This is a genomic window from Mycobacterium sp. IDUB_21 (assembly GCF_055419425.1).
In genome coordinates this window covers 23,761-49,390 of sequence record NZ_JBVAXQ010000017.1, presented here as the reverse complement: position 1 = coordinate 49,390, position 25,630 = coordinate 23,761, and the positions used below count along the sequence as shown (strand labels likewise).

Here is a 25,630-nt window from a genome sequence, read left to right as displayed (position 1 = left end):
GCGGTCCTACGCTCAGAACCGCGCCAGCGTTGCCACGTCCGCCATCGCGCAGTGCGGGATGCGTTCGGCCGCGCGCAGCAGGAAATTGAGCTTGGCGATGCGCTCACCCGACCGCGGCGCGCCGTTTTTCTGGAACGGCGCCCCGATGCCCACCGCCAGGTCCATCACGACGTCGTCGATGACACCGCCCGCCCGGCCCGACGGGATCGTCAGAATGGCGTTCTGGGCGGCGTATTCGAAGCAGTCCAGTGCCTCGGTGATGGTCCCGACCTGATTGGGTTTCATGATGAAACCGTCAACGGCCGAGGTCTTTACGGCGTGTTCCAGGCGGCGGCGATTGGTGACGATCAGGTCGTCGCCGAGGATGATCGAGCGGTTGATGGTCTGGACCGCTTGGGTGAAGCCATCCCAGTCGTCGCCGTCGAGCAGGTCCTCGATGAACAACATCGGGAAGTCCTCCGACAGCGCCCGGGCGTAGTCGATCAGAGCTTCCGCGGTCACCCGTTCACCGTTGAGCGGGTAGGTATGGGTGTTCTTGTCGTATACCTCGCTGGATGCGCAGTCCAGTGCGAACGCCATCATGTCGGCACAGCCGGCGCGCTCGACGGCCTCGGCCAACACCCCCATCACGACCCGTGGGTCGCTGGACGGAGCGACGTACCCGTAGGACGGCGCGATCAGCGGCGCACGGCCGAATCGCTTGGCCAGCACCTCGCCGAGTTCGGCGAACAAGCTGACCCCCTTCTCGATCGCCGACTCGATGGAGTCGGCCCGATAGGGCACGACGAGGAACTCGTTGAAGGGCTGGAAGACCTCCCCGTAGCGGCCACCATTGATCATGTTGAAGCTGGGCGCGGGCACGGTGGCCGGCGGGTCGAGCCCCAGCAGTGCGCTGACGTAGGTATACGTGGGCGTACCCGCCGCCGCGGACGCCGCGCGCAGCAGCGCGACCGAGGTGGAACAGATCGCATTTCCGCCGAGCCGGTGTTTGTCCGGCGTGCCGTCGAGCTCGATCATCACCCGGTCCAGGGTGCGCGGGTCGTCGAGCTCTTCACCGACCAGAACCGGGGCGATTTCGTCGACTACGGCGGAGACGGCGCGGTGCACGCTCAGCCCGCTGTATTCCGCTCGGTGTCCATCACGCAACACGAACGCCTCGTGCACACCGATCGAAGTTCCGGCCGGCGACGCGCCACGGCCGACATGCCCGGTGTCGGTGGTGATTTCGACCTCTACGAGCGGTCGAGCCTTGCAGTCCAACAGCTGGCGGGCAACGACCGATGCGATCCTAATCAGCGAACTCCCGCTACCAGACGATGTTCAGGGCACGCCGGTTGTTGCCGGTGTGTTGGGCAATGCCCATCAATGGGCGACGCGCGGGCTACACCGAGGCGCTCACACCATCTCGGGCGCGTTCAGATGGGCGATCGCCAGGTCGAACTCGGCGACCTCCAGCACCTCGGCGCCGGCGTCGTTGACGGCCATGGCCCAGAGCGCCTGTTCACCGCCACGGCTGGCGACCATCGCCGCACGGTCGTCGAAGCTGATCGACGACACGGCCCGTCCCGAGGGCCGGTCCACCAGCAGGGTGGTGCTGCAGAACCCGTAGAGGTCCGCCATCTCCGGCATCAGCGCCAGCTTGTAGGTGTCGATCAGCCGCTCGCACCGGGCCGGGTCGGTCTGCAGCCAGGTGACGCGCACACCGGCGTGGCGCCGAGACCGGTGATCGCGGCGCACCGCGGCGATCTCCCAGCGGGTGATCTCGGCGGTGGCGTGGAAGATCTCGGTGGCGCGGTCGCACAACTGCTGGGCGCCGGCCTCGCTGGCGCGCAGGGTGTCCTCGTCCAGCCATGACGAGGTGACGATGCACCGGCCGCCGTCGCGGTCGACCAGCATGGACATTCCCCCGCAGCCGTCCATGTCGGCCAGGGTCGGCATCACCACGCCACGGACGTGAGTGATCCCCTCATCGAGGAAGGACGGATGGGCGTGAATGGTGGTTGCTCGCGCGAACATGTAGGCCTCCGAGTAATCGGGGCGACGCCCGGCAGCGCCGCCGGTCCCTTCCACCATGCTCCGGCAACGGCGCGGGGACAACCCCTATTCGGCGCCTTCTTGGACGGGGTCGGCCTCGTAACGGTGCTGCGCTTCCAACTCTGCGATCTGAGCACCGATGCGTCCCCGCAACGCCATGGTGCCGACGACGCCACCGAGCACCGCGACCAGCAACGCGACCCAGGAGAATCGGGACAGCCAGTGCTCGGCGGCCATTCCGGCGTAATAGACCAGGGCGGTGGTGCCGCCGGCCCAGCAGATCGCTCCGGAGATGTTGGCGGCAAGGAAGTGCGAGTAGCGCATCTTCAACGCCCCGGCCAGCGGACCGGCCAGGATGCGCAGCAGCGCGACGAACCGGCCGAAGAACACCGCGCTGGTACCCCAGCGGGCGAACAACTGTTCCGCGTAGGCCACGTGACCGGGACCGAAGTGCTTCGGGAACCGCCGGCCCAGGCGGTCGAAGAGCGGCATGCCGAAGCGCCGCCCGATCGAATATCCGATCGAATCACCGATCACCGCGCCGATAATGGCCGCCACCGCGACCCCGGCCGGGTCGACCGCCAGGTCGTGGCGTGACGACAGCAGGGCGGCGCCGACCAACATGACTTCGCCGGGCAACGGGATGCCCAGGCTCTCGATCCCGATCACCCCACCGACCAGCAGGTAGACCAGCACGGGCGGGATCGACTGCAACAGGGCGTCCACCGGCATGCGGCCAAGCATGCCTGACGCCGCCCGGATACGCCCGCCCAGACCGTCGTCAGCCGAATAGGAGTCGCCTTGTAGCGTTATCCGGCGCAGCCGGTGGTCGAATCGAGGAGCGGCAGTGGAGTTCAATCTCGCCCAGGTGTTCTCTGCGGTGGCGACGGCCATCGGAGACCGGGATTGCGTCGTATTCGGCGACCGGAGATTGACCTACGCCCAGATCGAGGACCGTTCGCGCCGGTTGGCGCGGGCGCTGCACGAGCGTGGCCTGGGCGTGCGCCGCGAGCGCTCCGAGTTGGCCGGGCACGAATCCGGGCAGAGTCATCTGGCGCTGTATCTGGCCAACGGCAACGAATATCTGGAAGGCATGCTGGGCGCCTACAACGCCCGCGTCGCCCCGTTCAACGTCAATTACCGCTATGTCGCCGACGAACTGATCTACCTACTGGCCGACGCCTCGGCCGAGGCGGTCATGTACCACGCGCGGTATGCCCCCACGCTGGCCGCGGCGCTGCAGCGCGCCGGCGACCGGCTGCCGGAGATGCTGTTGATCCACGTCGACGACGACTCAGGCAACCAACCGCTGCCCGGCGCGGTGCGCTATGAAGAACTGCTGGCCGCCACCTCGGCCGCCCCGCTGGACCTGCCGCTGTCCGCGGACGACCTGTACGTGCTCTACACCGGCGGCACCACCGGCATGCCCAAGGGCGTGCTGTGGCGCCAGCACGACATCTTCATCAACGCGATGGGCGGCCGCGAGTTCGGCACCGGCGTCATCCCCGCCGGCCTGGACGAACTCGTCGAACGCGCGCGGGCGGGAGGCCCCGGCTCGATGACGGTGGCGCCGCTGATGCACGGCGCCGCTCAGTGGGCGGCATTCATCACGCTGCTGGGCGGGCGGCCGTTCGTGATGTCGGCGACCACCGATCGGTTCGATCCGGTCGAGACCTGGAAACTGGCCAGCCGTGAGCGGGTGATCTCACTGTCGATCGTCGGCGACGCCTTCGCCCGGCCACTTGCCGATGCGCTGGAAGCCGGCGATTACGACCTGTCGGGCCTGTTCGTGCTGGCCAGCGGTGGTGCGCCGCTGACCGTCCCGATCAAGCAACGCTTCTTGGACCTGCTGGGGCACCTGTCGATCCTCGACGCCGGCGGCTCGTCGGAGACCGGTGCGCAGATGGGCCAGACCACCAGCCGCGACCAGGCTTCCACCGGCCGATTCAGCCCGAACCCGGGCGCGGTGGTGGTCAGCGAGGACATGACGCGCATTCTGAAAGCCGGGGACGACGAGATCGGCTGGCTGGCGCAGCAGGGCTACGTCCCGCTGGGGTATCTCGGCGACGCGGAGAAGAGCGGGCGCACCTTCCCGATCATCGAAGGCGTCCGGCATTCGGTCCCCGGTGACCGGGCGCGCTGGGACGCCGACGGCGGCATCGAGCTGCTCGGCCGCGACTCGGTGACCATCAACTCCGGTGGCGAGAAGATCTTCGCCGAAGAGGTCGAAGCAGCTGTCGCCCGGCATCCCGCCGTCTACGACGTCGTGGTGGTGGGCCGGCCCAGCCAGCGGTGGGGCCAGGAGGTCGTCGCCGTGGTGCAGTTGGCCGAGGGCGCCGCCGCCGAGGCCGACGACATCATCACCGAGGCGGGCCGCCACATCGCCCGCTACAAGCTGCCCAAGGACGTGGTGTTCTGCGAGCGCGTGCAGCGCTCGCCGTCCGGGAAGGCCGATTACCGCTGGGCCAAGGCGCAGGCGGCCACGGTCAGCGCTTAGCTGAACCGGGGCTTGCGCTTCTCCCGGATGGCGGCCAGCCCCTCGTGCACATCCGGGCCGGAGAATCCGAGGAACTCCAGCCCCAACGCGGTCTCGAAGGCCGGCGCGAACTGCCGGTACCAGTAGTTGAGGCTGTGTTTGGTGAAGCGGATCGCGTCCTGGGCGCCGTGCGCCAGGTCGTCGGCGATACGGGTCGCGGTGGCCAGTACCTCCTCGTCGTCGACGCACTTGGAGACCAAGCCGATCCGTTCGGCCTCCTCGCCGTGCAGCGTTTCGCAGGTCAGCAGGTAGTACTTGGCCTTGGCCATGCCCACCAGCAGCGGCCAGCAGATCGCCGCGTGATCTCCTGCGGCCACGCCGAGCTTGGTGTGGCCGTCGATCAGCCGGGCGGTGCGCCCGGCCACCGAGATATCGGACAACAGCGCCACCACCAGCCCGGCGCCGACGGCGGGGCCGTTGATCGCCGAGATCACCGGTTTGGAGAAGTTGACCATGTTCAGCACCAGGTCGCGGGCCTCGCGCAGCACCTGCATCCGCCCTGGGTACTCGCCGATGGTCTTCTCGATCAGGTCGAAGCTGCCGCCGGCGGAGAAGGCTTTGCCCTCGCCGCGGACCAACACCGCCCGCACCGAGTCGTCGCGGTCGATCGCCGGCCACACATCGGCCAGGTCCCGGTGCATCTGGGGGCCCACCGAATTGAGCCCGGGCGCGTCCAGCACCATCTGCAGCACACCGTGATCGCCGGTCTCGAGCCGAAGGGTGGGGAAGTCGCTGTAGCGGGAGTCGTCTGCCATCAGTCGTTTCTACACCGACCACCGCCGCCGGCGCGGCTCAGCAGCAACCCTTGCCTTTCGACACCGCCGGGTTGGCGCCGCCGCCGGGCTTGTGGGCCACGATCGCCACACCGGCCAGCTGTTCGCGGTGCACCCGGAAGGTGCGGCGCATCGCCAGCACCCGCCGTCGTGCATCACGGTGCAGCACAAGATTTTTCGCGAACCGCAGTGCCCCGAAGAACCCTTCGTCGGCCAGCAGGCGACGCGGCTCGAGCAATGCCATCGGCGCGGTGCTGATCGCGTCGACGACCAGCTCGTGCTCGGCCAGCAGCTGCATCCACTCGGCGACGGTCAGCGGCCGGGCGTTGACCCGGATCGACGCCGCCAGCGCCTGTTGGATGTCGGATTTGACCTGCTCGTCGATGCTGTTCGGGGTCAGGGCCAGCTCGTGGATTCCGTAGCGCCCGCCGGGACGTAGCAGGCGGGCCGCCTCGGCGATGATCGCGTTCTTGGCGGCATCGCTTTGCATGCTCAGCAGCGCCTCGCCGATCACCACGTCGGCGCTGCCGTCGGGCAGCCCGGTCTCGGCCGCGTCGGCGACCAGGACCTGTCCGCCATGCTCTCCGACGAGGCGCTCTACATTGCCGGCCGCGTCGGGATCCTTCTCCGCGCCGACATACGAACGTGGCTGATGCGCAAGGATTTCCATGGCGGTACGACCCAGCCCCGGGGCCAGCTCAACCACGTCGGAGTTGGGCAGGCCGGCGCGCTCGAGCAGGCCGCGGGTCAGCTCGATGCCGCCGGGCCGCAGCACCCGTTTACCGAGCCGTGCCAGCAGCCAGTGGCCGGCGACGCTGGCGGCGTCACGGTCCGAGGAGGGATGAGACGGCAATCGCTGCGCCCGGGCGGGTCCCATCAGCCAGTTGCCATCAGGCTCAAAAACTGACGCTTCTGATGAATCGTCAAGTAGCGCAATCCATCCGAACCGGCGACGAACTGGCGTCGGGACCGTTTGGGCATCCACAGCAGCGCGCCGGCGGCGAGTTCGATCGTGTCCAACTCGGTGGTGAGCGCAGCGCTGCCGGACAGCACGTGGATCAAGGCGTCGAACTCCGGGCCCACGTGCATGCCGGTGTCCTGGCCGGCCGACAGGCTGGTCACGTCGGCGTCGATCTCGCGGTTCTGCACGTCGAGCTGCCAGACCACCCCGGCCGGGTCGGGTTCGACACCCTCGCCGGTGGCCGTGGTGTCGGTCAGAATCCAGGGCACCGCGGTCGACGAGAGCCGGGAGATCCTGGTCCGCCACAGCGCGCCGCGTTCGCGACCCTTCTCCAGGTATTCCCAGCTGAAGCTGCCGGGGTGTTCGCGTTCGAACTCAAGGCGCAGAGGCTCCGGTTCGTGGTCGTTGAGCAGCACAAACGACTCGCCGGCAGCCAACTTGGCGAAGGTCGCGAAGATCGTCTTGTGCTTCTCTGGTTTGGGTAGCACCCGGGCGTCGAGTTCGGCCTCCGACATTTAGGCCTGCCTTTCTAGTTTCTACAAAATCCGTTGTGTAAACTCTACGCCCATGGCATATGTGATCGGGAAGCCGTGCGTTGACGTGATGGATCGGGCCTGCGTGGAGGAGTGCCCGGTCGACTGCATCTACGAAGGCGGGCGAGCCCTCTACATCCATCCGGATGAATGTGTGGACTGCGGTGCCTGCGAGCCGGTTTGCCCGGTCGAGGCCATCTACTACGAGGATGACCTTCCGGACGAGTTGCAACCCCATCAGGCCGACAACGCGGAGTTCTTCACCGAGGCCTTACCGGGGCGTGACGAGGCGCTCGGCTCACCCGGTGGCGCCGCCAAGATCGGCCCGCTCGGCATCGACACCCCGCTGGTGGCCAGCTTTCCTCCCCAGGGGGAGTGAGCGACATCGCCAAGCCGCCTGGGCCACACGGAGGACGTCGTCTTGACGTTCTTCGGCTGGTGCAGGCCGCGGACGAGCCGCTGAGCATCGCGCAGATCGCTGACGAGTTGGGGGTGCACCCCAACACCGTGCGTTTCCACCTGGACACCCTGGTGGAGGAAGGACGCGTCGAGCACACCGAACCCGACCACAAGGGACGGGGCCGCCCGGCGCTGATGTTCCGGGCGATCCGGCAGATGGACCGCGGCGGCACGCGCCGGTTCCGGCTGCTCGCCGAGATCCTCACCATCGGTCTGGCCGCTGATCAGGATCCCGGCGCCAAGGCGCTGGCCGCCGGCCGGGCCTGGGGGCAGCGACTGCGGCCGCTGAACCGTCCGGCCGAACCCGTCGACGCCGAGGAGTCGACCGACCAGCTCGTCGACATGCTCGACGAGCTGGGATTCGAACCCGAGCAGCTCGACCCCGATGACGCCGGCGAGAAGCAGCTCGGTCTGCGGCACTGCCCATTCCTTGAGCTCGCCGAGACCTCCACCGAAGTGGTCTGCCCGATCCACCTGGGTCTGATGCAGGGTGCGCTGGAGGCCTGGGATGCACCGGTGACGGTCGAACGCCTCGACTCGTTCGCCAAGCCCGATCTGTGTGTGGCGCACCTGAAGTCGGTGAAGCTTGACGAGCCCACGACGGCCCAGAACGGGGTCCGGATCGAACCGTTGCCCGCGGAGTCCCTACGAGTGGAAGGAACCACCGGGTGAGCATTGCCTCCGCCGTCGCGATCGCCGCGACATTTCTGTGGCTGGGCATGGTGACCGCGATCTCGTTCATGGAAGCGCCGCTGAAGTTCCGCGCGCCCAATGCGACGATTCCGATCTGTCTGGGGATCGGCCGGTTGGTCTTTCGGGCCCTCAACTCCGCCGAGCTCTTCTTGGCCGCCGCCATCGCCGCGTCGTTCGTGTCGCAGCGGCCGACGACCGCCATCGTGGTGACGTTCGCGGTGGCCTTGGCGATGCTCTTGGCCCAGCTGCTGGCGGTGCGCCCTCGCCTGAGCCGCCGCGCCGACCAGGTACTGTCCGGCCTGGATGCGCCCCGCTCGCGCGCGCACTACGCCTACGTCGGCCTGGAAGTGATCAAAGTCGCCGCGCTGGTGCCACTGGGCATTCTATTGCTGTCTCGCTGAGCTGTCCGACCGAACACACCCACCCGCCGAGTGAGAAGGAATACCAATGGAATCGACCTCCCTGACCACGTTGGCCGACGAGAAGCTGGCCGACGCCAAGCAACACCACAGCGGGCGCTCGGCCCACACCGTCTACGGCGGCTCCGTGCACCACCTGCGCCAGACTCTGGTCGCACTGCAGGCCGGTCAGTCGCTGGCCGAACACGACAGCCCGGGGGAGTCCACCCTGCAGGTGCTGCGCGGCCGGGTGCGGCTGACCGCAGGCGACGAGGCCTGGGAGGGCTCGGCCGGGGAGCTCGTCAACCTGCCCCGTACCCGCCACTCGCTGGAGTCGCTGGAGGACTCGGTGGTGTTGCTGACCGTCGCCAAGAGCGTCTCGCACTGAGCGTGCCCCCGGCGCAGCTCTGCACGCCCTGGTCGCTGTGCGCCGGGCTGCGGGTGCCCATCGTCAACGCTCCGATGGGCGGGGTGGCCGGCGGGCGACTGGCCGCCGCGGTCACCGCGGCGGGCGGGCTGGGCATGATCGGGATGGGCAGCACCGCCACGGCGGCCTCGCTGGCCACCGAGTTGGCCCTGGCCGGTCAGATGAGGCTCGGAATCGGCTTGGTGGACTGGGTGATCCGCGACCAACCCGACCTGCTCGATACCGCTCTGGCTGCCCGTCCGGCGCTGCTCTCGGTCAGCTTCGGCGCCGACCTGTCCTGGGTGCAGCGCGCCCACTCAGCCGGAATATCGGCCGCCACCCAGGTCTATGACGTCGAGACCGCCCGCCGCGCGCAGGACGCCGGGCTGGACGTACTGGTGGCCCGCGGCGCCGAGGGGGGCGGGCACGGGGAGATCAGGCTCGCCACACTGCCGCTGCTCGATGCCGTCCTGAACGCCGTGACGGTGCCGGTGCTGGCCGCCGGCGGGATCGCCTCGCCGCGCAGCCTGGCCGCGGTGCTGGCGGCCGGGGCGGCCGGCGCCTGGCTGGGCACCTGCCTGTCGGCCTGTCCCGAGGCGCTGACGGGCGAGGGCGCCCGTCGCGCGCTGATCGCCGCGGACGGCACCGACACGGTCACCACCCGGGTGTTCGACGTCGGACAGCGGCTGGACTGGCCGGCCCGGTTCCCGTCGCGGGTGTTGCGCAACGACTTCGCCGGCCGCTGGGCGGGCCGCGAGGAGACGCTGGCCGACGATGAGCAGGCCGGCGCGGAACTGGCGGCCGGTATCGCCGCCGAAGACCAGCGCATCGCCCCGGTCGACGCGGGCCAGGGCGTGGGACTGCTCAGCGACAGCCGTCCGGTGGGCACGATCCTTCATGAGCTGTGCACCGGGGCACACGATCTGCTGGCGCGCTGGGCCTAACGCGGGTCGGGTGGGTCACCGGCGGTCAGCACCACGCAGCACCGAGACGGGTCGGGCGCCAGGCGGGCATGCGGGCAGTGCGGCATCAGCGCATCGGTGACGCCGTTGATCAGTGCGAGATTCATGGCGCAGGCCAGCTCTGTCTGGGACTGGGCCAGCGCGTGAAACGGGCAGTTGGCCAGATACACCTCGCCGCCGACGCCGTCACGCGGCTCGTAGCCGTGTTCGGTGAGCACTTCGGCGGCCAGCTCGAGTGCTGCGGCGGCGTCGGTCGGTGGCCGCTCCTCGGTGGCCGCGGTGCCGAGTTCACGGCCGTAAGCGCGGGCCAGCCGGTCGAGCGCCTGGATCGCCGGGGTCCCGGTCTGGGCGGATTCGGCGATCGCATCGGCCATCAACTGGCCCGCCAGTTCATATTCCCGCGGCGGGAGGCTCACCGCGATTTCGCACGACGAACGCCGGTAGCGCTTCGACGGCCGACCCGCACCGGGTCCTGAGCGGCCGGTCAGCCGGGCATAGTCGCTCTCCAGCAGTCCATCGGCCTCTAGCCGGTCCAGATGGAACTTGGCCTGGTGGCGCGCGATCCCGGTCGCGGCGGCAGCCTCGTCACGGCTGACCGGGGCGGGTTGGGAGGCGACGAATCGATACAGCTCGCGGCGAACCGGATCGGCCAGTGCGCCGATTCCCGTCACATTGCGGTCCAGATTGGCCATCGTCAGCGGATTTCTATCAGACAAGGTTCTTGACGTTAGATTCTACGCGTTCTAACGTACAAAGTGTAGGCATTTAGAAACGAGGAGGATGTTCATGAGTACGACCAATCTGGGCTCACCTGCCCTTTCGGAGCGTTTGAAGGACCCGCTATTCGAGGCGTTCTTTCTGCTTCGCACCCTGTTCACGGTTGCCCCGATTCTGTTCGGCCTGGACAAGTTCTTCAATCTGCTGACGCACGTCCCCGGCGGCGTGGGCCCGAGCCACTGGGACAAGTACCTTGCCGGCTGGATCAATGACATCCTGCCAGGCAACGCCGACCAGGCCATGTATCTGATCGGTGCCATCGAGATCGTCGCCGGTGTCCTGGTAGCGGCCGCGCCGCGGATCGGTGCCTGGGTGGTGGCAGCTTGGCTCGCCGGCATCATCATCGACCTGCTCACCTTGTCCGGCTACTACGACGTCGCCCTGCGTGACTTCGGCCTGCTGGTCTCCGCTGTGGTGCTGGCACGGTTGGCTCAAGCCGTGCACACCCGTCAGGTGACCTGACGCCGGCCACAGTCGCATCCGGCTCGCGGCCGCGCCACGGCTGAACCCGAACAGCCGTGGCGCGGTCGCGCCGTATCGGGGCGTCACACCGCCCGCAGATAGCGTCTGGCGATAGCGCGCTGCGCCACCGAAGCCAGCGGCCCGCCGGCCCTGATCCACCATGTGGCGGGCCGGGAGAACGCCCGCACGTGGGCGTAGACCGTGTCATCGGTGGGGTCGTAGCGCACCGAGAACAATTCCTCGCCGGATTCGGGGTGTCCGGGCAGGGTGCCGTAGGCGAAGCCACGCCGGTCGGGTTCCGAGACGACGTACACCACGCGACAGGGTGCGCCCAAGAAGCCGAGCCGCACCACCACCGTCGTGCCCACCGTGGCGACGTCGCTGTCCGCTCGCACGCCCAAGCCGGCACCTCGCTGCATTCCCCAGTGCAGCACCGCATCGCCCGCCTGCTCGAAACGCTGCCGACCGCGCCCGATCGGCGCGGCGTGCTCCAGGTGCTGATACCCCGCCGGCAGTGCCCCGGCGGTGGCGCCCACCTCGGCGTAGGTCAGCGGTAGCTCACGCAGCTTGCTCAATTCCACCGGACCAACCCTGCCACCGTGGGCGCGGCGTCCGCCCGCTAATGGCCTGAACGTTAAATAGACGGGTGAAAGCCCCACATGCCGGCGGCGGTTTCAACCCGCCCGAACCGACCCAGCAGGGCGGGCCGGACTATGGCCGGTTCCTCGAGACGATGCGTGCCCTGCAGGACCACGCCCGCGCCGTCGACGCCCCCGACGAGGTGATCAGCCGGGCCGCCGACGCGCTGCAGCAAGTCTGCGACCTGTTGGCCCCGTTCGACAGCGACGAATGGTCGTCGCCGTCGGGTCGCCGGCTGGATCTGCCCATGCGCGGCAACCTGCTGCCGGTGCCGATGAAAATCAAGAAGGCCGACGACGGCCGGCTGCGCGGCTGGGCCCGATTCCGGCGCTTCCACCTGGGGCGCAACGGCGCCGCACACGGCGGCGCCATCGGCCTGCTATTCGACTCGGTACTGGGCACCGCGTCATGGCTGCTGACCGGTGGGCCCTACCAGCGCACCGCCTACCTGCACGTCAACTACCGCAACATCGTCCCGATCGACAAGGAATTGCAGATCGAGGCGTGGATCAGCCGCACCGAGGGCCGCAAGATCTTCGTCGAGACGACGCTGCGCGACGGCGACACGACCCTGGCCGACGGGGAGGCGTTATTCGTGGTGCTCAAACCCGGCCAGCCGTGACGCCGGCGCACTCAGCGAGCGGTGGCCTCCGAAGGCCCGGACAACCCCGATAGCATGGTCGCGGACGTTTCGACCACCTCGCATCCCCTTGGAGACCACGCCATGAGCGCGCCTGCACAGCCCGCCCGCATCCGGGTTCCTGCCGGCACCACCGCCGCCGATGCGGTGCGCTCGGCGGGCCTGCCCAGTAGAGGGGCGCCGGATGCGATCGTGGTGGTGCGCGACGCGCAGGGCAAGCTGCGCGACTTGAGCTGGATTCCCGACACCGACGCCGAAGCGATCCCGGTGCCGGCCGACACCGAAGACGGCCGCAGCGTCATCCGGCATTCCTGCGCGCACGTGCTGGCCCAGGCCGTGCAAGATCTGTTCCCGGCCGCCAAGCTCGGTATCGGCCCGCCGATCACCGACGGCTTCTACTACGACTTCGACGTACCCGAGGCCTTCACCCCCGAAGATCTGACCGCGCTGGAGAAGCGGATGCGGGCCATCATCAAAGACGGCCAGCTGTTCGCGCGGCGGGTCTACGAGTCGCAGGACGCCGCCCGCGCCGAGTTGGCTTCCGAGCCCTACAAGCTGGAACTGGTGGACGACAAGTCCGGCGACAGCGACATCATGGAAGTCGGCGGTGATGAGCTCACCGCCTACGACAACCTGAACCCCCGCACCCGGGAACGGGTTTGGGGTGACCTGTGTCGCGGCCCGCACATCCCGACCACCCGATTCATCCCGGCGTTCAAACTCACCCGCTCCTCGGCCGCCTACTGGCGCGGCGACCAGAACAATGCCAGCCTGCAGCGGGTCTACGGCACCGCATGGGAATCCCAGGAGGCACTGGACCGTCACCTCGAATTGATCGAGGAGGCGCTGCGGCGTGACCACCGCAAGCTCGGCGTCGAGCTGGACCTGTTCAGCTTTCCCGATGAAATCGGTTCGGGCCTACCCGTTTTCCATCCCAAGGGCGGGATCATCCGCCGCGAGCTCGAGGATTACTCGCGGCGCAAGCACATCGAGGCCGGCTACCAGTTCGTCAACACCCCGCACATCACCAAGGCGGCGCTGTACGAAACCTCCGGTCACCTGCAGTGGTATTCCGAAGGCATGTACCCGCCGATGCACATCGACGCGGAATTCGCCGAGGACGGCACGCTGCGCAAGCCCGGCCAGGACTACTACCTCAAGCCGATGAACTGCCCGATGCACCACCTGATCTTCCGGTCACGCGGGCGTTCATACCGGGAACTTCCGTTGCGGCTCTTCGAGTTCGGCAGCGTGTACCGCTACGAGCGGTCCGGTGTGGTGCATGGGCTGACCCGGGTCCGCGGGATGACCCAGGACGACGCGCACATCTACTGCACCCGAGAAACCATGCGCGACGAACTGGCCTCGTTGCTGCGTTTCGTGCTCGACCTGCTCGCCGACTACGGCCTGGACGACTACTACCTGGAGCTGTCCACCAAGGACCCGGAGAAGTACGTCGGCTCCGACGAGGTGTGGGCGGAAGCGACCGAGACGTTGCGCGAGGTCGCCGAGGCCTCCGGGCTGACCCTGGTTCCCGACCCGGGCGGTGCGGCGTTCTACGGGCCGAAGATCTCGGTGCAGGTCAAAGACGCCCTCGGCCGCAGTTGGCAGATGTCGACCATTCAGCTCGACTTCAACATGCCCGACCGGTTCGAGCTGGAGTACACCGCGGCGGACGGCACCCGGCAGCGCCCGGTGCTGATCCACCGGGCCCTGTTCGGCTCGATCGAGCGTTTCTTCGGTGTGCTGACCGAGCACTACGCCGGAGCGTTCCCGGCCTGGCTGGCCCCGGTGCAGGTGGTCGGCATCCCGGTGGCCGACCAGCACGTGGCATACCTGGATGAGCTTGCCGCGCAACTGCGCAGCCTTGGGGTGCGGGTAGAGGTGGATGCCAGTGACGACCGGATGCCCAAGAAGATCGTCAACCACACCAACGCGCACGTGCCGTTCATGCTGCTGGCCGGGGACCGCGACGTCGACGCCGGTGCGGTCAGCTTCCGGTTCGCCGACCGCACCCAGATCAACGGCGTGCCTCGCGACGAGGCGGCCGCCGCGATTGCCGACTGGATCGCCACCCGCGACAACACCGTGCCGACGGCGGAGACGCTGAAGCCAGGCCTCAAGGCCGGTGAAGCCAAGTGAGCGGCGACGAGGACGGTGACCGCGCGATCGTGGACACCGGTGTCGGTGACCCCGACCGGCTGGAGCGACTGTGGACGCCCTATCGGATGACCTATCTGGCGGAGGCGCCACTCAAGCGTGACCAGGCGGGGTCGGCGAGATCCACGAGGCCGTTCACCGACATCCCCACCCTGTCCGACGAGGACGGGCTGGTGGTGGCGCGCGGTGAAAACGTCTACGCGGTGCTCAACCTCTACCCGTACAACCCGGGTCACCTGATGGTGGTGCCCTACCGGCGGTTCTCGGAGTTCGAAGACCTCACCGAAGCCGAGGGCGCCGAGCTGATGATGTTCATCCAGAAGGCCATCCGCGTGATCAAGGCGGTGTCGCGTCCGCACGGGTTCAACGTCGGCCTGAACCTGGGCGAGTCGGCCGGCGGATCGCTGGCCGAGCATCTGCACGTGCACGTGGTGCCGCGCTGGGGCGGCGACGCGAACTTCATCACCATCGTCGGCGGCTCCAAGGTGATCCCGCAGTTGCTGCGCGACACTCGCCGGCTGCTCGCCGACGAGTGGGCGAAACAGCAATGAGCAGACTGTCTTTCCTGTCCCGAGCGACGTTCGCCGGTATCACCACGCCGGTGGCGCGGGGCTTCCTGCGGGCCGGGCTCACCGCCGACATCGTCACGATCATGGGTACCGCCGGTGCGGTGCTGGCGGCGCTGACACTGTTCCCGACCGGTCAGCTGTTCGCCGGCACGCTGGTGGTCTGGTTCTTCGTGCACTTCGACATGGTCGACGGCGCGATGGCCCGCTTGAGCGGGGGCGGCAGTGCGTTCGGCGCGGTCCTGGACGCGACCTGCGACCGGATCAGTGACGGTGCGGTGTTCTGCGGGCTGGCCTGGTGGGCGGCCTTCGGCCTGGACAGCCCCCCGCTGGTGGTCGCGACGTTGATCTGCCTGGTCACCTCGCAGGTGATCTCCTACATCAAGGCCCGCGCCGAAGCCAGCGGCCTGCGCGGCGACGGCGGCTACATCGAACGGCCCGAACGGCTGATCATCGTGCTGGTGGGCGCCGGCCTGTCCGACCTGCCGGTCTACCCGTTGCCGTGGGCGCTGCACGTGGCGATGTGGCTGCTGGCGGTGGCCAGCCTCATCACCTGCGCCCAGCGTCTGCACACGGTACGCACCTCGCCGGGCGCGGTGGAACCGTTGCACGGCGCCGACGGCGAGGGAACCCCGGGAGCGTGACTTTCATCCCGAGCGGTCTGCGAGTTCCCGGGCTGAGCCAGCTGGACGCGTGGGCCACCGATGCCGGCTTCGCCGCGGGCTGGATGGTGGTGCGCGCGATGCCGGAATTTCTCGCCCGCAACGCCTTCGACGCCGGTGCCATGTTCGCGGCCCGCGGCGGAGGACCCGAGCAACTGCGCAAGAACCTGGCTCGCGTGCTGGGGGTGGCCCCGGCCGAGGTGCCGCCGGCGCTGATGCGCGCCTCGCTGGCCTCGTATGCCCGGTACTGGCGGGAGGCGTTCCGGCTGCCCACCATGGACCATGTGGCGCTGGCGGCGCAGCTGCACGAGTCGGTGATCGGGCGCGACAATGTGGCCGATGCGCTGGCGGCCGGGCGTGGGGCGGTGCTGGCGCTGCCGCACAGCGGCAACTGGGACATGGCCGGGGTGTGGCTGGCTCAGACCCATGGCGGGTTCACCACGGTCGCCGAGCGGCTCAAACCGGAGTCGCTGTATCGCCGCTTCCTCGCTTTCCGCGAGAGCCTGGGTTTCGAGGTGTTGCCAACGTCTGGTGGTGCGCGCCCGCCGTTCGCGGTGCTGGCCGAGCGGCTGAAGGACAACGGGCTGGTGTGCCTGATGGCCGACCGCGACCTGACCCGCAGCGGGGTGCCGGTCGACTTCTTCGGGGAGTCCACCCGGATGCCGGCCGGCCCGGCCAAACTCGCCATCGAGACCGGCGCGGCACTACTGCCCGCGCACGTCTGGTTCGAGGGCGACGGCTGGGCGGTGCGGATCGGCCCGCCGCTGGACTGTTCCAGCGGTGACGTCGGCGCGATCACCCAGGCGTTGGCGGACAAGTTCGCCGACGGCATCGCCGAGCACCCCGAGGACTGGCACATGATGCAGCCGCAGTGGGTGGCCGATCTGCCCGAATCACGGCGGGCGCGCCTGCGGGAGAGCGGATGAGGATCGGCGTGGTCTGCCCCTACTCATTCGACGTGCCGGGCGGGGTGCAGGCCCACGTGTTGCAGTTGGCGGAGGTATTGCGTGCCCGCGGCCACGAGGTCAGCGTGCTGGCACCGGCATCGCCGCACGTGAAACTGCCCGACTATGTCGTGTCCGCCGGCAAGGCCGTCGCGATTCCCTACAACGGGTCGGTGGCTCGGCTGCAGTTCAGCCCGGCCGCACACCGCAAGGTGAAACGATGGCTCGTGGAGGGTGACTTCGATGTCCTGCACCTGCACGAGCCGAACGCCCCCAGCCTGTCGATGTTGGCGCTGAACCTGGCCGAGGGCCCGATCGTGGCCACCTTTCACACCTCGACGTCCAAATCGTTGACGCTGAGCGTGGCGCAGGCCCTGTTGCGGCCGATGCACGAAAAGATCATCGGCCGCATTGCGGTCTCGGATCTGGCCCGGCGCTGGCAGATGGAGGCACTGGGATCGGATGCGGTGGAGATCCCCAACGGCGTCGACGTGGCCGCGTTCGCCACGGCGCAGCCGCTGCCCGGCTATCCGCGCACCGGTCGTACGGTGTTGTTTCTTGGCCGCTACGACGAGCCCCGCAAGGGAATGGCGGTGCTGCTGGGTGCGCTGCCGGCGCTGGTCGAGAAGTTCGCCGATGTTCAGGTGCTGATCGTCGGCCGGGGTGACGAAGCCGAATTACGCAGCGATGCAGGCGCATTGGCTGAACATCTGCGATTCCTGGGTCAGGTCGACGACGCCGAGAAGGCATCGGCACTGCGCAGCGCCGACGTGTACTGTGCGCCGAACACCGGCGGGGAGAGCTTCGGAATCGTGCTGGCCGAGGCGATGGCCGCCGGCGCCGCGGTGGTCGCCAGCGACCTGGACGCCTTCCGCCGGGTGCTGGGCGACGGCCAGGCGGGCCGGCTGGTCTCGGTCGACGACCACGCTGCGCTGGCTGCCGCGCTGATCGAGGTACTCGACGACGACGCGCTGCGGGCGTCCTATGTCGCGGCGGGCCGCGAGGTGGTGCGCCGCTACGACTGGTCGGTGGTGGCCGACCAGATCATCCGGGTCTACGAGACGGTTGCCGGCGTCGGCCGCAAGGTCTCGGTGGGCGACTGATGGGTCCGACGATCCTGGGCGCCGTGCTGGTGCTGGTCGCGGTGGCGGTGCTGGCCGCCGCGGTGGGCTGGGCGTATCAGACCGCCAACCGGCTCAACCGGCTGCACGTGCGCTGCGACCTGTCCTGGCAGGCACTGGACGCCGCGCTGGCGCGCCGTGCGGTAGTGGCCCGGGCCGTCGCGATCGAGGTCTACGGCGACGCGGTGGCCGGGCGACGACTTGCTGCCGTGGCCGATGTCGCCGAGCGGGCGTCGCGAGACGCGCGCGAGACGACCGAGAACGCGTTGTCGGCCGAACTGGCGATGGTCGACTCCGCGTCGTTGCCGCCCGCGATGGTCGCCGAACTGGCCGACGCCGAAGCCCGGGTGCTGCTGGCCCGCCGGTTCCACAACGATGCGGTCCGCGACACCGTGGCGCTGCGTGAGCGGCCACTGGTCCGGGCCTTGCGGCTGGGCGGAACCGCGCCGATGCCAACGTATTTCGAGATCGTTGAACGGGCCGGCATGATCGCCCACGGCGACCACGGCGTGCTGGACCCGCGCGTCTCGGCGCGGGTGGTGCTGTTCGACGAGGCGGGGGCGGTGCTGCTGTTGCGCGGCTGCGACCCGGCCCTTCGCGACGACGCGGCAAACCCCGCACCGCGCTGGTGGTTCACCGTCGGCGGGCAGGTGTTGCCCGATGAGCCGCTGGCCGATGCGGCGGCGCGCGAACTGGCCGAGGAGACCGGTCTGCGGGTCGACCCCGGCGAGCTGGTCGGGCCGATCTGGCGCCGCGACGCCGTCTTCGAGTTCAACGGGGAGCGACTCGACAGCCAGGAGTTCTTCTTCGTCTACCGCACCGGCCGGTTCGAGCCATCCGGCGCCGGTCGGACCGGACTGGAAAAGCGCTACCTGCACGGCCACCGCTGGTGCGACGCGGCCGCGATCACCGAATTGACCGCCGGAGGGGAGCAGGTCTACCCGCTGCAACTCGGCGAGCGCCTCGCCGAGGCGGCCCGGCTGGCCGACGCTGCCGGCGCGACACCACAGGTCCGCCGGATCACCTGAGCGTGAGCAGACCCGAGGACCCCCTCTCATGCCCCGAATTGGGGGATCATGTGTCTGCTCGCGCCATGGTTGGCCAGCGCGGCGCGGCATAGGATCCTGCAATGCCATCTCATCGCGCTGTTCACGTACCGTCCGCCGGTGCGCCGTTGGCCCTCGTCGACGTCGACACTCCCACGCCGGGGCCCGATCACGTCCGGATCGCCGTTGCGGCCTGCGGTGTCTGCGGCACCGACCACGGCATCGTCAACGGCGGGTTTCCCGGCCTCAGCTGGCCGTTGACCCCCGGACACGAGATCGCGGGCACCATCGCCGAACTGGGTGCCGGCGTGACGGGTTGGGCGGTGGGCGACCGGGTGGCGGTGGGCTGGTTCGGCGGCCACTGCAACCACTGCATTCCCTGCCGCAAGGGCGATTTCATCTACTGTGCCAACGGGCAGGTGCCCAGCTGGCACTACCCGGGCGGGTACGCCGAATCGGTGACCGTCCCGGCCAACGCGCTGGCGCGGATCCCCGATGCGCTGTCCTTCGCCGAGGCCGCGCCGATGGGGTGTGCCGGGGTGACCACCTACCACGCGCTGCGCTCGACGCGGGCATTGCCGGGAGACCGGGTCGCGATCCTCGGCGTGGGCGGCCTGGGCCACTTGGGAGTGCAGTTCGCCCGGGCGATGGGTTTCGAAACCATCGCTATCGCGCGCGGCCCCGGCAAGGCCGACGACGCCCTGGAGTTGGGTGCCCACCACTACATCGACTCGACCGCCGGGGATGTCGGCGAGGCGATGCGGGCACTCGGGGGTGTGTCGGTGGTGCTGGCCACCGCGGCGAACTCGGCGGCGATGGCCGACACGATCGGCGGCCTGGATCCGCGGGGGGAGCTCGTGATCATCGGTGTCACCGCCGATGCGCTGCCCATCTCACCGATGCAGTTGATCTCGCCGGGCCTCAGCGTCGTCGGTCACCCGTCGGGCACTGCCCGCGACGTGGAGGAGACCATGGCGTTCGCGGTGCTGTCCGGGGTGCGGGCCCGTATCGAAGAACGGCCGCTGGCCCAGGCCGCCGAGGCGTACGCCGCCATGGAGCAGGGCCGGGCCCGCTACCGCATGGTCTTGACCATGTGAGGTGTCACCGGCTCACGTGGCCCGCGTCGTAATCCCAGCGGGTCGGTGGCTTCATTCCCGGCGGCGTCCACCCGATGAACAGGTGCCCGCCGCGATGCGCGCGAGACGTCGGCTCGATCCCCAGCAGTTCGCGTACCTCGGTGATGGGTTTGTCCAACAGCTCCTCGTAGGGCGCGGCCATCAGATTGTCGGCGCGTTGTCCACGGCGCACCGCCTCGCGGAAGTAGCGCAGTTTGCGGCGCGGGGAGGCGGGGATGACAGACCCCAGCAGGCCCAGGCTGAGTGCCTTGAGCCCACTGGACGGTTCCATCTGGCCGCAGTGGAAGCCCAGGTTGCCGAACTCCCCGCCCATGTCCGGACCGTAACCGCCCAGGGTGTGGAACATGTCGTGCAGGGCCGTGCCGCGCCGCATCATGTAGAAGAAATCGTCGTCCCAGCCGCGGCGCTCGGCGATCGGGCGGATCACCGTGTCGACATCGAACACGCCGGCATCGAGTCGATTGGTGTGCAGAAACGACCGATAGGCGTGGCCCAGCGAACCCGCCGGTAGCGAGGCCAGGTAATCGTCGTCGCCCAGCAGCGCCAACAGGTCGGGCTTCTCGGCGAACAGCCGCCGGCCGTTGGGGTGTGCCCGCAACTGGTGGTAGCTGCGCGCCAGGATCGGCGCTGCCAGGCCCACGATCAGCTCGAAGGCCGACCCCCCGTTCTTGCCCGGGTTGGCCAGCAGCCGCCATGAGCCGAAGACCGCCGGCCAGTCACGCCGTTCGGGTACACCAGTAAGCGTTGCGGCCATGCGACGATCCCTTCATCGGATGCTTCGATAATAGACATTTGAATGGAGATGTCCATATATGTCGGCGAAGACGGCCCGCGGCCGGGGCAGGCCGCCCGGCGGTGGCAATCCGCCCGAGCACGCGCGGGAGTTGCTGCTTGACGCAGCGGAACGGTCGTTTGCGCTTCGGGGTTACCGCGCATCCACGATGCAGGTCATCGCGCGGGAAGCCGGCTACACGCGCGCGGTGATCTACCGGCATTTCGGCAGCCGGGACCAGCTGCTGGACGCGCTGGTGGTGCGGGTCGCCGCACGAAAAATGGCGGCCATCGCCACCCGGCTGGAGACCACGACCGACCCCGGCGAGCTGGTGACCGAGTCACTGGTGATCGTGGCCACCGAAGTCGGTCGGGACCCCCTGCTGCGGGTCATCTCCGAGCACACCGACGAGGGCAATGTTGCCGCGATGATCGCCCGGTCGGCAACCCTGAGCGAGGTGCTGGCCGGGCAGTTCGAGATGGGGTTTGGCCAGGCGGGCGACACCCTGCGTGCCGGACTTCGCCCCGGCGACGCCGCCCGGTTCGTGCTGTCGGTCGCCTTGGGGTTACTGCTGGGGCTGATCCCCGGCGTAGGCGACGCCGACCAGGTCCGCCGCTACGCCCGAACGTTCGTGTTGCCCGCGCTGCTGGCCGATCCACCGCCGCCCGGGCCGGTGTTCGTCCCGCTGGACTGAGAGCCGAAAATCGGCTGGCCCCCGCCCACTACACTGAGCGAGTAACCCGGTCAGCAAGGAGAAACATTCAGTGGACAGCGCGGCGCAGAACGGGCAGACCGGCACGGCGCGGGTCAAACGCGGCATGGCCGAGATGCTCAAGGGCGGCGTCATCATGGACGTCGTCACGCCTGAGCAGGCCCGGATCGCCGAGGGGGCAGGTGCCGTCGCGGTGATGGCACTGGAGCGGGTGCCCGCCGACATCCGCGCTCAGGGCGGGGTGTCGCGGATGAGCGACCCCGACATGATCGAGGGCATCATCGCAGCGGTCACCATCCCGGTGATGGCCAAGGTGCGCATCGGGCATTTCGTCGAGGCGCAGATCCTGCAGAGCCTCGGGGTGGACTACATCGACGAGTCGGAGGTGCTCACGCCGGCCGACTACAGCCACCACATCGACAAGTGGCAGTTCACCGTTCCGTTCGTATGCGGGGCGACCAACCTGGGTGAAGCGCTGCGCCGGATCACCGAGGGGGCGGCCATGATCCGCTCCAAGGGGGAGGCCGGCACCGGGGACGTCTCCAACGCCACCACCCACATGCGGGCCATCGGCGGCGAGATCCGTCGTCTCACGTCGCTGGCACAAGACGAATTATTCGTCGCGGCAAAGGAACTGCAGGCCCCCTACGAGCTGGTCGCGGAGGTCGCGAAGGCCGGCAAACTGCCGGTGACGATGTTCACCGCCGGTGGGATCGCCACCCCCGCCGACGCGGCGATGATGATGCAACTCGGCGCCGAGGGCGTGTTCGTCGGCTCCGGCATCTTCAAGTCCGGCGATCCGGCGGCGCGCGCCGCGGCCATCGTCAAGGCCACCACGTTCTATGACGACCCCGACGTGCTGGCCCGGGTGTCGCGCGGGCTGGGCGAGGCGATGGTCGGCATCAACGTGGAGGACATCGCCGCACCGCACCGGCTTGCCGAACGCGGCTGGTAGACATTCTCCGTGGCGATCGAAGAGATTCTCGATCTCGAACAACTCGAGGTCAACATCTACCGCGGGAGCGTGTTCAGCCCCTTCTCCGCTGACCATCAGCGCACCTTCGGCGGGCATGTCGCCGGGCAGGCCCTGGTCTCGGCGGTGCGCACCGTGGAACCGAGATTCCGGGTCCATTCGCTGCACGGCTATTTCCTGCGGCCCGGAGATGCCAAGGCGCCCACGGTTTTTCTGGTCGAGCGGGTGCGCGACGGCGGTTCGTTCTGTACGCGGCGGGTCAACGCGGTGCAGCACGGCGAGACGATCTTCAACATGTCGGCGTCATTCCAGAGTGAGCAACGCGGCATTGAGCACCAGGATGCGATGCCTGACGCACCCGAGGCGGAGGATCTGCCGGATATCGGTGAGATGAAGGCCTTCGACGACGAGGGGTTCAAGGCGTTCGCCGAGTGGGAGCTGCGCAAGGTGCCGCGCGAGCTGTTGCCGCACATTCCGGGCAGGGTCGCCGAGCAGCAGGTGTGGTTCCGTCATCGCGACCGGCTGCCCGACGATCAGGTGCTGCACATCTGTGCGCTGGCCTATATGAGCGACCTGACCCTGCTGGGTTCGGCCTGGTCGGTCCACCCCGCCGACCGTGACCACCTGCAGGTGGCGTCGCTGGATCACGCGATGTGGTTCATGCGCCCCTTCCGGGCCGACGAATGGCTGCTCTATGACCAGTCGTCGCCGTCGGCGGGCGCCGGCCGGGCGCTGACCCAGGGAAAGATCTACAACCGATCCGGCGACATGGTGGCCGCAGTGATGCAGGAGGGGCTGACCCGCTACCCGTCCGGGTACCAGCCGACCGGCGAGTGAGTAGCCCGCGCATCGGCGTGCTGGCACTGCAGGGCGACGTACGCGAGCACCTTGCCGCACTGAATGCCGTCGGCGCCGAGGCGGTGTCGGTGCGCCGTCGCACGGAGCTCGACGACGTCGACGCCCTGCTGATTCCCGGTGGGGAGTCGACCACCATGAGTCATCTGCTGCGCGAGCTTGCGCTGACCGACCCGCTGCAGGCCCGGCTGGCCGACGGGATGCCGGCATATGGATCCTGTGCGGGAATGATTCTGCTGGCCACCGAGATCGCCGACGCGGGCGCCGAGGGCCGGGCCGCCATCCCGTTGTCGGGAATCGACATGACCGTGCGGCGCAACGCCTTCGGTCGGCAGGTCGATTCCTTCGAGGGCGATCTGGCGTTCGCGGGCCTGGATGGGCCGGTGCACGCGGTGTTCATCCGGGCGCCCTGGGTGGAGCGGGTCGGGCCCGGGGTCCAGGTACTGGCACAGGCCGCCGGACACCCGGTTGCGGTGCGGCAGGGCGGGGTGCTGGCCACCTCATTCCACCCGGAGATGACCGGCGATCACCGGATCCATCGGCTGTTCATCGACATCGTCGCAGGGCAAGCCTGATCGGTCCTCAGCCGGCGGGGTGCACGCCTGCGCCGACTGCCCGGTCATTGCGCGTGTACCGGGCAGAGCGCATCGCTGCCCTCCACGGTATTGTGACCCGGCTCATAGTAAACACCCGATGGCGCAAGCAAGGTGCACGGTGCCGGAGCGCGGACGTCGTGGCCGTAGACTCACTGGGCGACCTTTTCTCCAGCCACAGTGAGGTAGGACGGCTATGAGCGGCCATTCCAAATGGGCCACCACCAAGCACAAGAAGGCCGTCATCGACGCCCGCCGCGGCAAGAACTTCGCCCGGTTGATCAAGAACATCGAGGTCGCGGCGCGGGTCGGCGGCGGAGATCCGTCGGGTAACCCGACGCTGTATGACGCCATCCAGAAGGCGAAGAAGAACTCGGTGCCCAACGACAACATCGAGCGGGCCCGCAAGCGCGGCGCCGGTGAGGAAGCCGGCGGGGCGGACTACCAGACCATCACCTACGAAGGCTACGGGCCCAACGGTGTTGCGGTTCTCATCGAGTGCCTGACCGACAACCGCAACCGCGCCGCCGGCGAGGTGCGGGTGGCGATGACCCGCAACGGCGGCACCATGGCCGACCCGGGTTCGGTCGCCTACCTTTTCAGCCGCAAGGGGACGGTCACCCTGGAGAAGAACGGGCTGACCGAGGACGACGTGCTGGTGGCGGTGCTGGAGGCCGGCGCTGAAGACGTCACCGACCTGGGGGAGAGCTTCGAGGTGATCTCGGAACCGGGTGACCTGGTGGCGGTGCGCACCGCGCTGGTGGACGCCGGCATCGACTACGACTCGGCCGAGGCCGGCTTCCAGCCGTCGGTCAGCGTCGCGGTGGACGTCGATGCGGCCCGCAAGGTGTTCAAGCTGGTCGAGGCCCTCGAGGACAGCGACGACGTTCAGAACGTGTGGACCAACGTCGACCTGTCCGACGAGGTGCTGGCCGCGCTCGAGGCCGAGTAGCGACCCGCGCCGGTGTCTGCGATTCATTTCATCTCTGGCCTGCCGCGGTCGGGCTCGACCCTGCTGGCCGCACTGCTGCGGCAGAACCCGCGCTTTGAGGCCGGGATGTCGGGCCCGCTGGCCGGATTGTTCGGCGCCCTGCTCGGCGAGATGAGCGCCCGCAACGAGTTCTCGGTGTTCATCGACGACACGAAGCGGGAACGGATCCTGCACGGGCTGTTCGACAGTTTCTACGCCGACTGCCCCGCCGAGGTGATCTTCGATACCAACCGGGCCTGGTGCGGCTGGATGCCGGCGGTCTCGCGGTTGTTCCCCGAGGCGAAGATGATCGCCTGCGTGCGCGAGTTGCAGTGGGTGGTCGACAGCATCGAGCGATTGATCCAGCGCAACGTGTTCACCCCGTCGTCGATCTTCGGTTTCAACCCCGGCGGCACCGTCTACACCCGGGCAAACGGCGTGGTGGGACAAGACGGAATGGTCGGCGCGCCCTACGACATGCTCAAACAGGCTTGTTACGGCGCGCAGCGGGACCGGCTGCTGGTGGTGCAATACGAGTCGCTGACCACCGACCCCGAGCGCACGATGCGCGCCATCTACGACTTCATCGACGAGCCGGTGTTCGAGCACAGCTTCGACAACATCGACTACGACGTCACCGACTTCGACGAACGCGCCGGCACGCCGGGGCTGCACACCGTGCACGGCGCGGTCAGAGCGCAGCCGCGCGACACGGTACTGCCGCCGGACCTGTTCGGCCGGTTCGTCCGCGACGCATTCTGGCGCGACCCGGCGAGCATTCCCGCCGGCCTGCGGGTGGTGTGAGGACGGCGCGATCCGCGACCGCGACTCCGCGTGTCCTGCCGGG

General features: G+C 68.7%; 30 protein-coding genes. 21 read left to right on the top strand and 9 right to left on the bottom strand.

Annotation, left to right across the window (positions count from 1 at the left end; genetic code table 11):
* Positions 1–12: 12 nt before the first annotated feature.
* The 3 genes from eno to ACZYY4_RS20810 all read right to left on the bottom strand — a co-directional run bounded on the left by eno (position 13) and on the right by ACZYY4_RS20810 (position 2,766).
* The gene (gene eno, locus ACZYY4_RS20820) at positions 13–1,296 is read right to left on the bottom strand and encodes a phosphopyruvate hydratase (protein WP_463811985.1); all 1,284 of its coding nucleotides are present in this window, start codon (positions 1,294–1,296) and stop codon (positions 13–15) included.
* Positions 1,297–1,395: 99 nt separating this feature from the next.
* Positions 1,396–2,016, bottom strand: a complete 621-nt coding sequence (locus tag ACZYY4_RS20815) for a hypothetical protein (RefSeq protein WP_463811948.1) — start codon at positions 2,014–2,016, stop codon at positions 1,396–1,398.
* A gap of 84 nt (positions 2,017–2,100) precedes the next feature.
* Entirely contained in the window at positions 2,101–2,766 is a 666-nt protein-coding gene (locus ACZYY4_RS20810) for a DedA family protein (protein ID WP_463811947.1), read from the bottom strand.
* A gap of 115 nt (positions 2,767–2,881) precedes the next feature.
* Here ACZYY4_RS20810 and ACZYY4_RS20805 point away from each other — a divergent pair, with 115 nt between their 5' ends.
* Complete coding sequence (locus ACZYY4_RS20805) at positions 2,882–4,531, top strand: acyl-CoA synthetase (protein ID WP_463811946.1); 1,650 nt, start codon at positions 2,882–2,884, stop codon at positions 4,529–4,531.
* Here the strand turns inward: ACZYY4_RS20805 and ACZYY4_RS20800 are convergent.
* From ACZYY4_RS20800 to ACZYY4_RS20790, 3 genes are read right to left on the bottom strand one after another with little or no spacing between them, the layout of a single operon-like run.
* Positions 4,528–5,325 (bottom strand): enoyl-CoA hydratase/isomerase family protein, encoded by a 798-nt coding sequence (locus tag ACZYY4_RS20800; RefSeq protein WP_463811945.1) that lies wholly within the window; start codon positions 5,323–5,325, stop codon positions 4,528–4,530. The two genes, ACZYY4_RS20805 and ACZYY4_RS20800, sit on opposite strands and share 4 nt — an antisense overlap.
* A gap of 37 nt (positions 5,326–5,362) precedes the next feature.
* The gene (locus ACZYY4_RS20795; protein ID WP_463811944.1) at positions 5,363–6,220 is read right to left on the bottom strand and encodes a class I SAM-dependent methyltransferase; all 858 of its coding nucleotides are present in this window, start codon (positions 6,218–6,220) and stop codon (positions 5,363–5,365) included.
* Complete coding sequence (locus ACZYY4_RS20790) at positions 6,220–6,819, bottom strand: DUF2249 domain-containing protein (RefSeq protein WP_463811943.1); 600 nt, start codon at positions 6,817–6,819, stop codon at positions 6,220–6,222. Before ACZYY4_RS20790 ends, ACZYY4_RS20795 begins: the two co-directional genes overlap by 1 nt.
* Before the next feature lie 52 nt (positions 6,820–6,871).
* On the opposite strand from ACZYY4_RS20790, the gene fdxA reads away from it, so the two are divergent.
* The 5 genes from fdxA (at position 6,872) to ACZYY4_RS20765 (ending at position 9,737) form a co-directional block, all read left to right on the top strand.
* Positions 6,872–7,216: a ferredoxin gene (gene fdxA, locus ACZYY4_RS20785; RefSeq protein WP_463811942.1), complete on the top strand. Its 345-nt coding sequence runs from the start codon at positions 6,872–6,874 to the stop codon at positions 7,214–7,216.
* Positions 7,213–7,968 carry a helix-turn-helix transcriptional regulator gene (locus ACZYY4_RS20780; protein ID WP_463811941.1) on the top strand — a complete coding sequence of 252 codons (756 nt, stop codon included), beginning with the start codon at positions 7,213–7,215 and terminating at the stop codon, positions 7,966–7,968. Before fdxA ends, ACZYY4_RS20780 begins: the two co-directional genes overlap by 4 nt.
* On the top strand, positions 7,965–8,390 hold the full coding sequence (locus ACZYY4_RS20775; RefSeq protein WP_463811940.1) for a hypothetical protein: 426 nt from the start codon (positions 7,965–7,967) through the stop codon (positions 8,388–8,390). The genes ACZYY4_RS20780 and ACZYY4_RS20775 overlap by 4 nt, the downstream gene beginning before the upstream one ends.
* Before the next feature lie 46 nt (positions 8,391–8,436).
* Positions 8,437–8,775 carry a cupin domain-containing protein gene (locus tag ACZYY4_RS20770; RefSeq protein WP_463811939.1) on the top strand — a complete coding sequence of 113 codons (339 nt, stop codon included), beginning with the start codon at positions 8,437–8,439 and terminating at the stop codon, positions 8,773–8,775.
* Between the two features lie 74 nt (positions 8,776–8,849).
* A complete protein-coding gene (locus ACZYY4_RS20765) occupies positions 8,850–9,737 on the top strand; it encodes an NAD(P)H-dependent flavin oxidoreductase (protein ID WP_463811984.1) in 888 nt (295 codons plus the stop codon).
* On the opposite strand, the gene ACZYY4_RS20760 is transcribed toward ACZYY4_RS20765, so the two are convergent.
* On the bottom strand, positions 9,734–10,447 hold the full coding sequence (locus tag ACZYY4_RS20760; protein WP_463811983.1) for a helix-turn-helix transcriptional regulator: 714 nt from the start codon (positions 10,445–10,447) through the stop codon (positions 9,734–9,736). The genes ACZYY4_RS20765 and ACZYY4_RS20760 overlap by 4 nt on opposite strands.
* Before the next feature lie 94 nt (positions 10,448–10,541).
* On the opposite strand from ACZYY4_RS20760, the gene ACZYY4_RS20755 reads away from it, so the two are divergent.
* Positions 10,542–10,994 (top strand): Rv2617c family stress response/phage resistance protein, encoded by a 453-nt coding sequence (locus ACZYY4_RS20755; protein ID WP_463811938.1) that lies wholly within the window; start codon positions 10,542–10,544, stop codon positions 10,992–10,994.
* A gap of 83 nt (positions 10,995–11,077) precedes the next feature.
* Here ACZYY4_RS20755 and ACZYY4_RS20750 read toward each other — a convergent pair whose 3' ends face one another.
* A complete protein-coding gene (locus tag ACZYY4_RS20750; RefSeq protein WP_463811937.1) occupies positions 11,078–11,575 on the bottom strand; it encodes a DUF1990 domain-containing protein in 498 nt (165 codons plus the stop codon).
* A 65-nt stretch (positions 11,576–11,640) separates the two neighbouring features.
* On the opposite strand from ACZYY4_RS20750, the gene ACZYY4_RS20745 reads away from it, so the two are divergent.
* The 8 genes from ACZYY4_RS20745 (at position 11,641) to ACZYY4_RS20710 (ending at position 19,869) form a co-directional block, all read left to right on the top strand.
* Positions 11,641–12,255 (top strand): PaaI family thioesterase, encoded by a 615-nt coding sequence (locus ACZYY4_RS20745; RefSeq protein WP_463811936.1) that lies wholly within the window; start codon positions 11,641–11,643, stop codon positions 12,253–12,255.
* Positions 12,256–12,357: 102 nt separating this feature from the next.
* Positions 12,358–14,415, top strand: coding sequence for a threonine--tRNA ligase (thrS, locus tag ACZYY4_RS20740; RefSeq protein WP_463811935.1), 2,058 nt, complete (start codon positions 12,358–12,360; stop codon positions 14,413–14,415).
* Positions 14,412–14,984, top strand: a complete 573-nt coding sequence (locus ACZYY4_RS20735; protein WP_463811934.1) for an ATP adenylyltransferase — start codon at positions 14,412–14,414, stop codon at positions 14,982–14,984. The genes thrS and ACZYY4_RS20735 overlap by 4 nt, the downstream gene beginning before the upstream one ends.
* Positions 14,981–15,643 (top strand): phosphatidylinositol phosphate synthase, encoded by a 663-nt coding sequence (gene pgsA / locus ACZYY4_RS20730; RefSeq protein ID WP_463811933.1) that lies wholly within the window; start codon positions 14,981–14,983, stop codon positions 15,641–15,643. The genes ACZYY4_RS20735 and pgsA overlap by 4 nt, the downstream gene beginning before the upstream one ends.
* Positions 15,644–15,660: 17 nt before the next feature.
* Positions 15,661–16,587 carry a phosphatidylinositol mannoside acyltransferase gene (locus tag ACZYY4_RS20725; protein WP_463811982.1) on the top strand — a complete coding sequence of 309 codons (927 nt, stop codon included), beginning with the start codon at positions 15,661–15,663 and terminating at the stop codon, positions 16,585–16,587.
* Complete coding sequence (locus ACZYY4_RS20720) at positions 16,584–17,708, top strand: glycosyltransferase family 4 protein (protein WP_463811932.1); 1,125 nt, start codon at positions 16,584–16,586, stop codon at positions 17,706–17,708. The genes ACZYY4_RS20725 and ACZYY4_RS20720 overlap by 4 nt, the downstream gene beginning before the upstream one ends.
* A complete protein-coding gene (locus ACZYY4_RS20715) occupies positions 17,708–18,754 on the top strand; it encodes an NUDIX hydrolase (RefSeq protein WP_463811931.1) in 1,047 nt (348 codons plus the stop codon). The genes ACZYY4_RS20720 and ACZYY4_RS20715 overlap by 1 nt, the downstream gene beginning before the upstream one ends.
* 101 nt (positions 18,755–18,855) lie before the next feature.
* Entirely contained in the window at positions 18,856–19,869 is a 1,014-nt protein-coding gene (locus ACZYY4_RS20710) for an alcohol dehydrogenase catalytic domain-containing protein (protein WP_463811930.1), read from the top strand.
* Positions 19,870–19,873: 4 nt separating this feature from the next.
* Here ACZYY4_RS20710 and ACZYY4_RS20705 read toward each other — a convergent pair whose 3' ends face one another.
* Positions 19,874–20,662: a Coq4 family protein gene (locus ACZYY4_RS20705; protein ID WP_463811929.1), complete on the bottom strand. Its 789-nt coding sequence runs from the start codon at positions 20,660–20,662 to the stop codon at positions 19,874–19,876.
* A gap of 58 nt (positions 20,663–20,720) precedes the next feature.
* Between ACZYY4_RS20705 and ACZYY4_RS20700 the strand changes: the two genes are divergently transcribed.
* From ACZYY4_RS20700 to ACZYY4_RS20675, 6 genes are all read left to right on the top strand, one after another.
* Positions 20,721–21,374: a TetR/AcrR family transcriptional regulator gene (locus ACZYY4_RS20700; RefSeq protein WP_463811928.1), complete on the top strand. Its 654-nt coding sequence runs from the start codon at positions 20,721–20,723 to the stop codon at positions 21,372–21,374.
* A gap of 70 nt (positions 21,375–21,444) precedes the next feature.
* Entirely contained in the window at positions 21,445–22,347 is a 903-nt protein-coding gene (pdxS, locus tag ACZYY4_RS20695; RefSeq protein WP_463811927.1) for a pyridoxal 5'-phosphate synthase lyase subunit PdxS, read from the top strand.
* Between the two features lie 9 nt (positions 22,348–22,356).
* Positions 22,357–23,202: an acyl-CoA thioesterase II gene (gene tesB, locus ACZYY4_RS20690; RefSeq protein WP_463811926.1), complete on the top strand. Its 846-nt coding sequence runs from the start codon at positions 22,357–22,359 to the stop codon at positions 23,200–23,202.
* Positions 23,199–23,795: a pyridoxal 5'-phosphate synthase glutaminase subunit PdxT gene (pdxT, locus tag ACZYY4_RS20685; RefSeq protein WP_463811925.1), complete on the top strand. Its 597-nt coding sequence runs from the start codon at positions 23,199–23,201 to the stop codon at positions 23,793–23,795. The genes tesB and pdxT overlap by 4 nt, the downstream gene beginning before the upstream one ends.
* 214 nt (positions 23,796–24,009) lie before the next feature.
* A complete protein-coding gene (locus tag ACZYY4_RS20680) occupies positions 24,010–24,765 on the top strand; it encodes a YebC/PmpR family DNA-binding transcriptional regulator (RefSeq protein ID WP_463811924.1) in 756 nt (251 codons plus the stop codon).
* Positions 24,766–24,777: 12 nt separating this feature from the next.
* A complete protein-coding gene (locus tag ACZYY4_RS20675; RefSeq protein WP_463811923.1) occupies positions 24,778–25,587 on the top strand; it encodes a sulfotransferase family protein in 810 nt (269 codons plus the stop codon).
* Positions 25,588–25,630: the final 43 nt, after the last annotated feature.

Excerpts from the sequence above, each read along its gene's own strand:
- ACZYY4_RS20815 (WP_463811948.1), bottom strand. The coding sequence starts at position 2,016 with ATGTTCGCGCGAGCAACCACCATTCACGCCCATCCGTCCTTCCTCGAT.
- ACZYY4_RS20760 (WP_463811983.1), bottom strand. The coding sequence starts at position 10,447 with ATGGCCAATCTGGACCGCAATGTGACGGGAATCGGCGCACTGGCCGAT.
- pgsA (WP_463811933.1), top strand. The coding sequence starts at position 14,981 with ATGAGCAGACTGTCTTTCCTGTCCCGAGCGACGTTCGCCGGTATCACC.
- ACZYY4_RS20755 (WP_463811938.1), top strand. The coding sequence starts at position 10,542 with ATGAGTACGACCAATCTGGGCTCACCTGCCCTTTCGGAGCGTTTGAAG.
- ACZYY4_RS20800 (WP_463811945.1), bottom strand. The coding sequence starts at position 5,325 with ATGGCAGACGACTCCCGCTACAGCGACTTCCCCACCCTTCGGCTCGAG.
- ACZYY4_RS20715 (WP_463811931.1), top strand. The coding sequence starts at position 17,708 with ATGGGTCCGACGATCCTGGGCGCCGTGCTGGTGCTGGTCGCGGTGGCG.
- ACZYY4_RS20795 (WP_463811944.1), bottom strand. The coding sequence starts at position 6,220 with ATGGGACCCGCCCGGGCGCAGCGATTGCCGTCTCATCCCTCCTCGGAC.
- ACZYY4_RS20720 (WP_463811932.1), top strand. The coding sequence starts at position 16,584 with ATGAGGATCGGCGTGGTCTGCCCCTACTCATTCGACGTGCCGGGCGGG.
- ACZYY4_RS20680 (WP_463811924.1), top strand. The coding sequence starts at position 24,010 with ATGAGCGGCCATTCCAAATGGGCCACCACCAAGCACAAGAAGGCCGTC.
- ACZYY4_RS20700 (WP_463811928.1), top strand. The coding sequence starts at position 20,721 with ATGTCGGCGAAGACGGCCCGCGGCCGGGGCAGGCCGCCCGGCGGTGGC.
- ACZYY4_RS20710 (WP_463811930.1), top strand. The coding sequence starts at position 18,856 with ATGCCATCTCATCGCGCTGTTCACGTACCGTCCGCCGGTGCGCCGTTG.
- fdxA (WP_463811942.1), top strand. The coding sequence starts at position 6,872 with ATGGCATATGTGATCGGGAAGCCGTGCGTTGACGTGATGGATCGGGCC.
- ACZYY4_RS20705 (WP_463811929.1), bottom strand. The coding sequence starts at position 20,662 with ATGGCCGCAACGCTTACTGGTGTACCCGAACGGCGTGACTGGCCGGCG.
- ACZYY4_RS20765 (WP_463811984.1), top strand. The coding sequence starts at position 8,850 with ATGGGCGGGGTGGCCGGCGGGCGACTGGCCGCCGCGGTCACCGCGGCG.
- ACZYY4_RS20810 (WP_463811947.1), bottom strand. The coding sequence starts at position 2,766 with ATGCCGGTGGACGCCCTGTTGCAGTCGATCCCGCCCGTGCTGGTCTAC.
- thrS (WP_463811935.1), top strand. The coding sequence starts at position 12,358 with ATGAGCGCGCCTGCACAGCCCGCCCGCATCCGGGTTCCTGCCGGCACC.
- ACZYY4_RS20770 (WP_463811939.1), top strand. The coding sequence starts at position 8,437 with ATGGAATCGACCTCCCTGACCACGTTGGCCGACGAGAAGCTGGCCGAC.
- ACZYY4_RS20790 (WP_463811943.1), bottom strand. The coding sequence starts at position 6,819 with ATGTCGGAGGCCGAACTCGACGCCCGGGTGCTACCCAAACCAGAGAAG.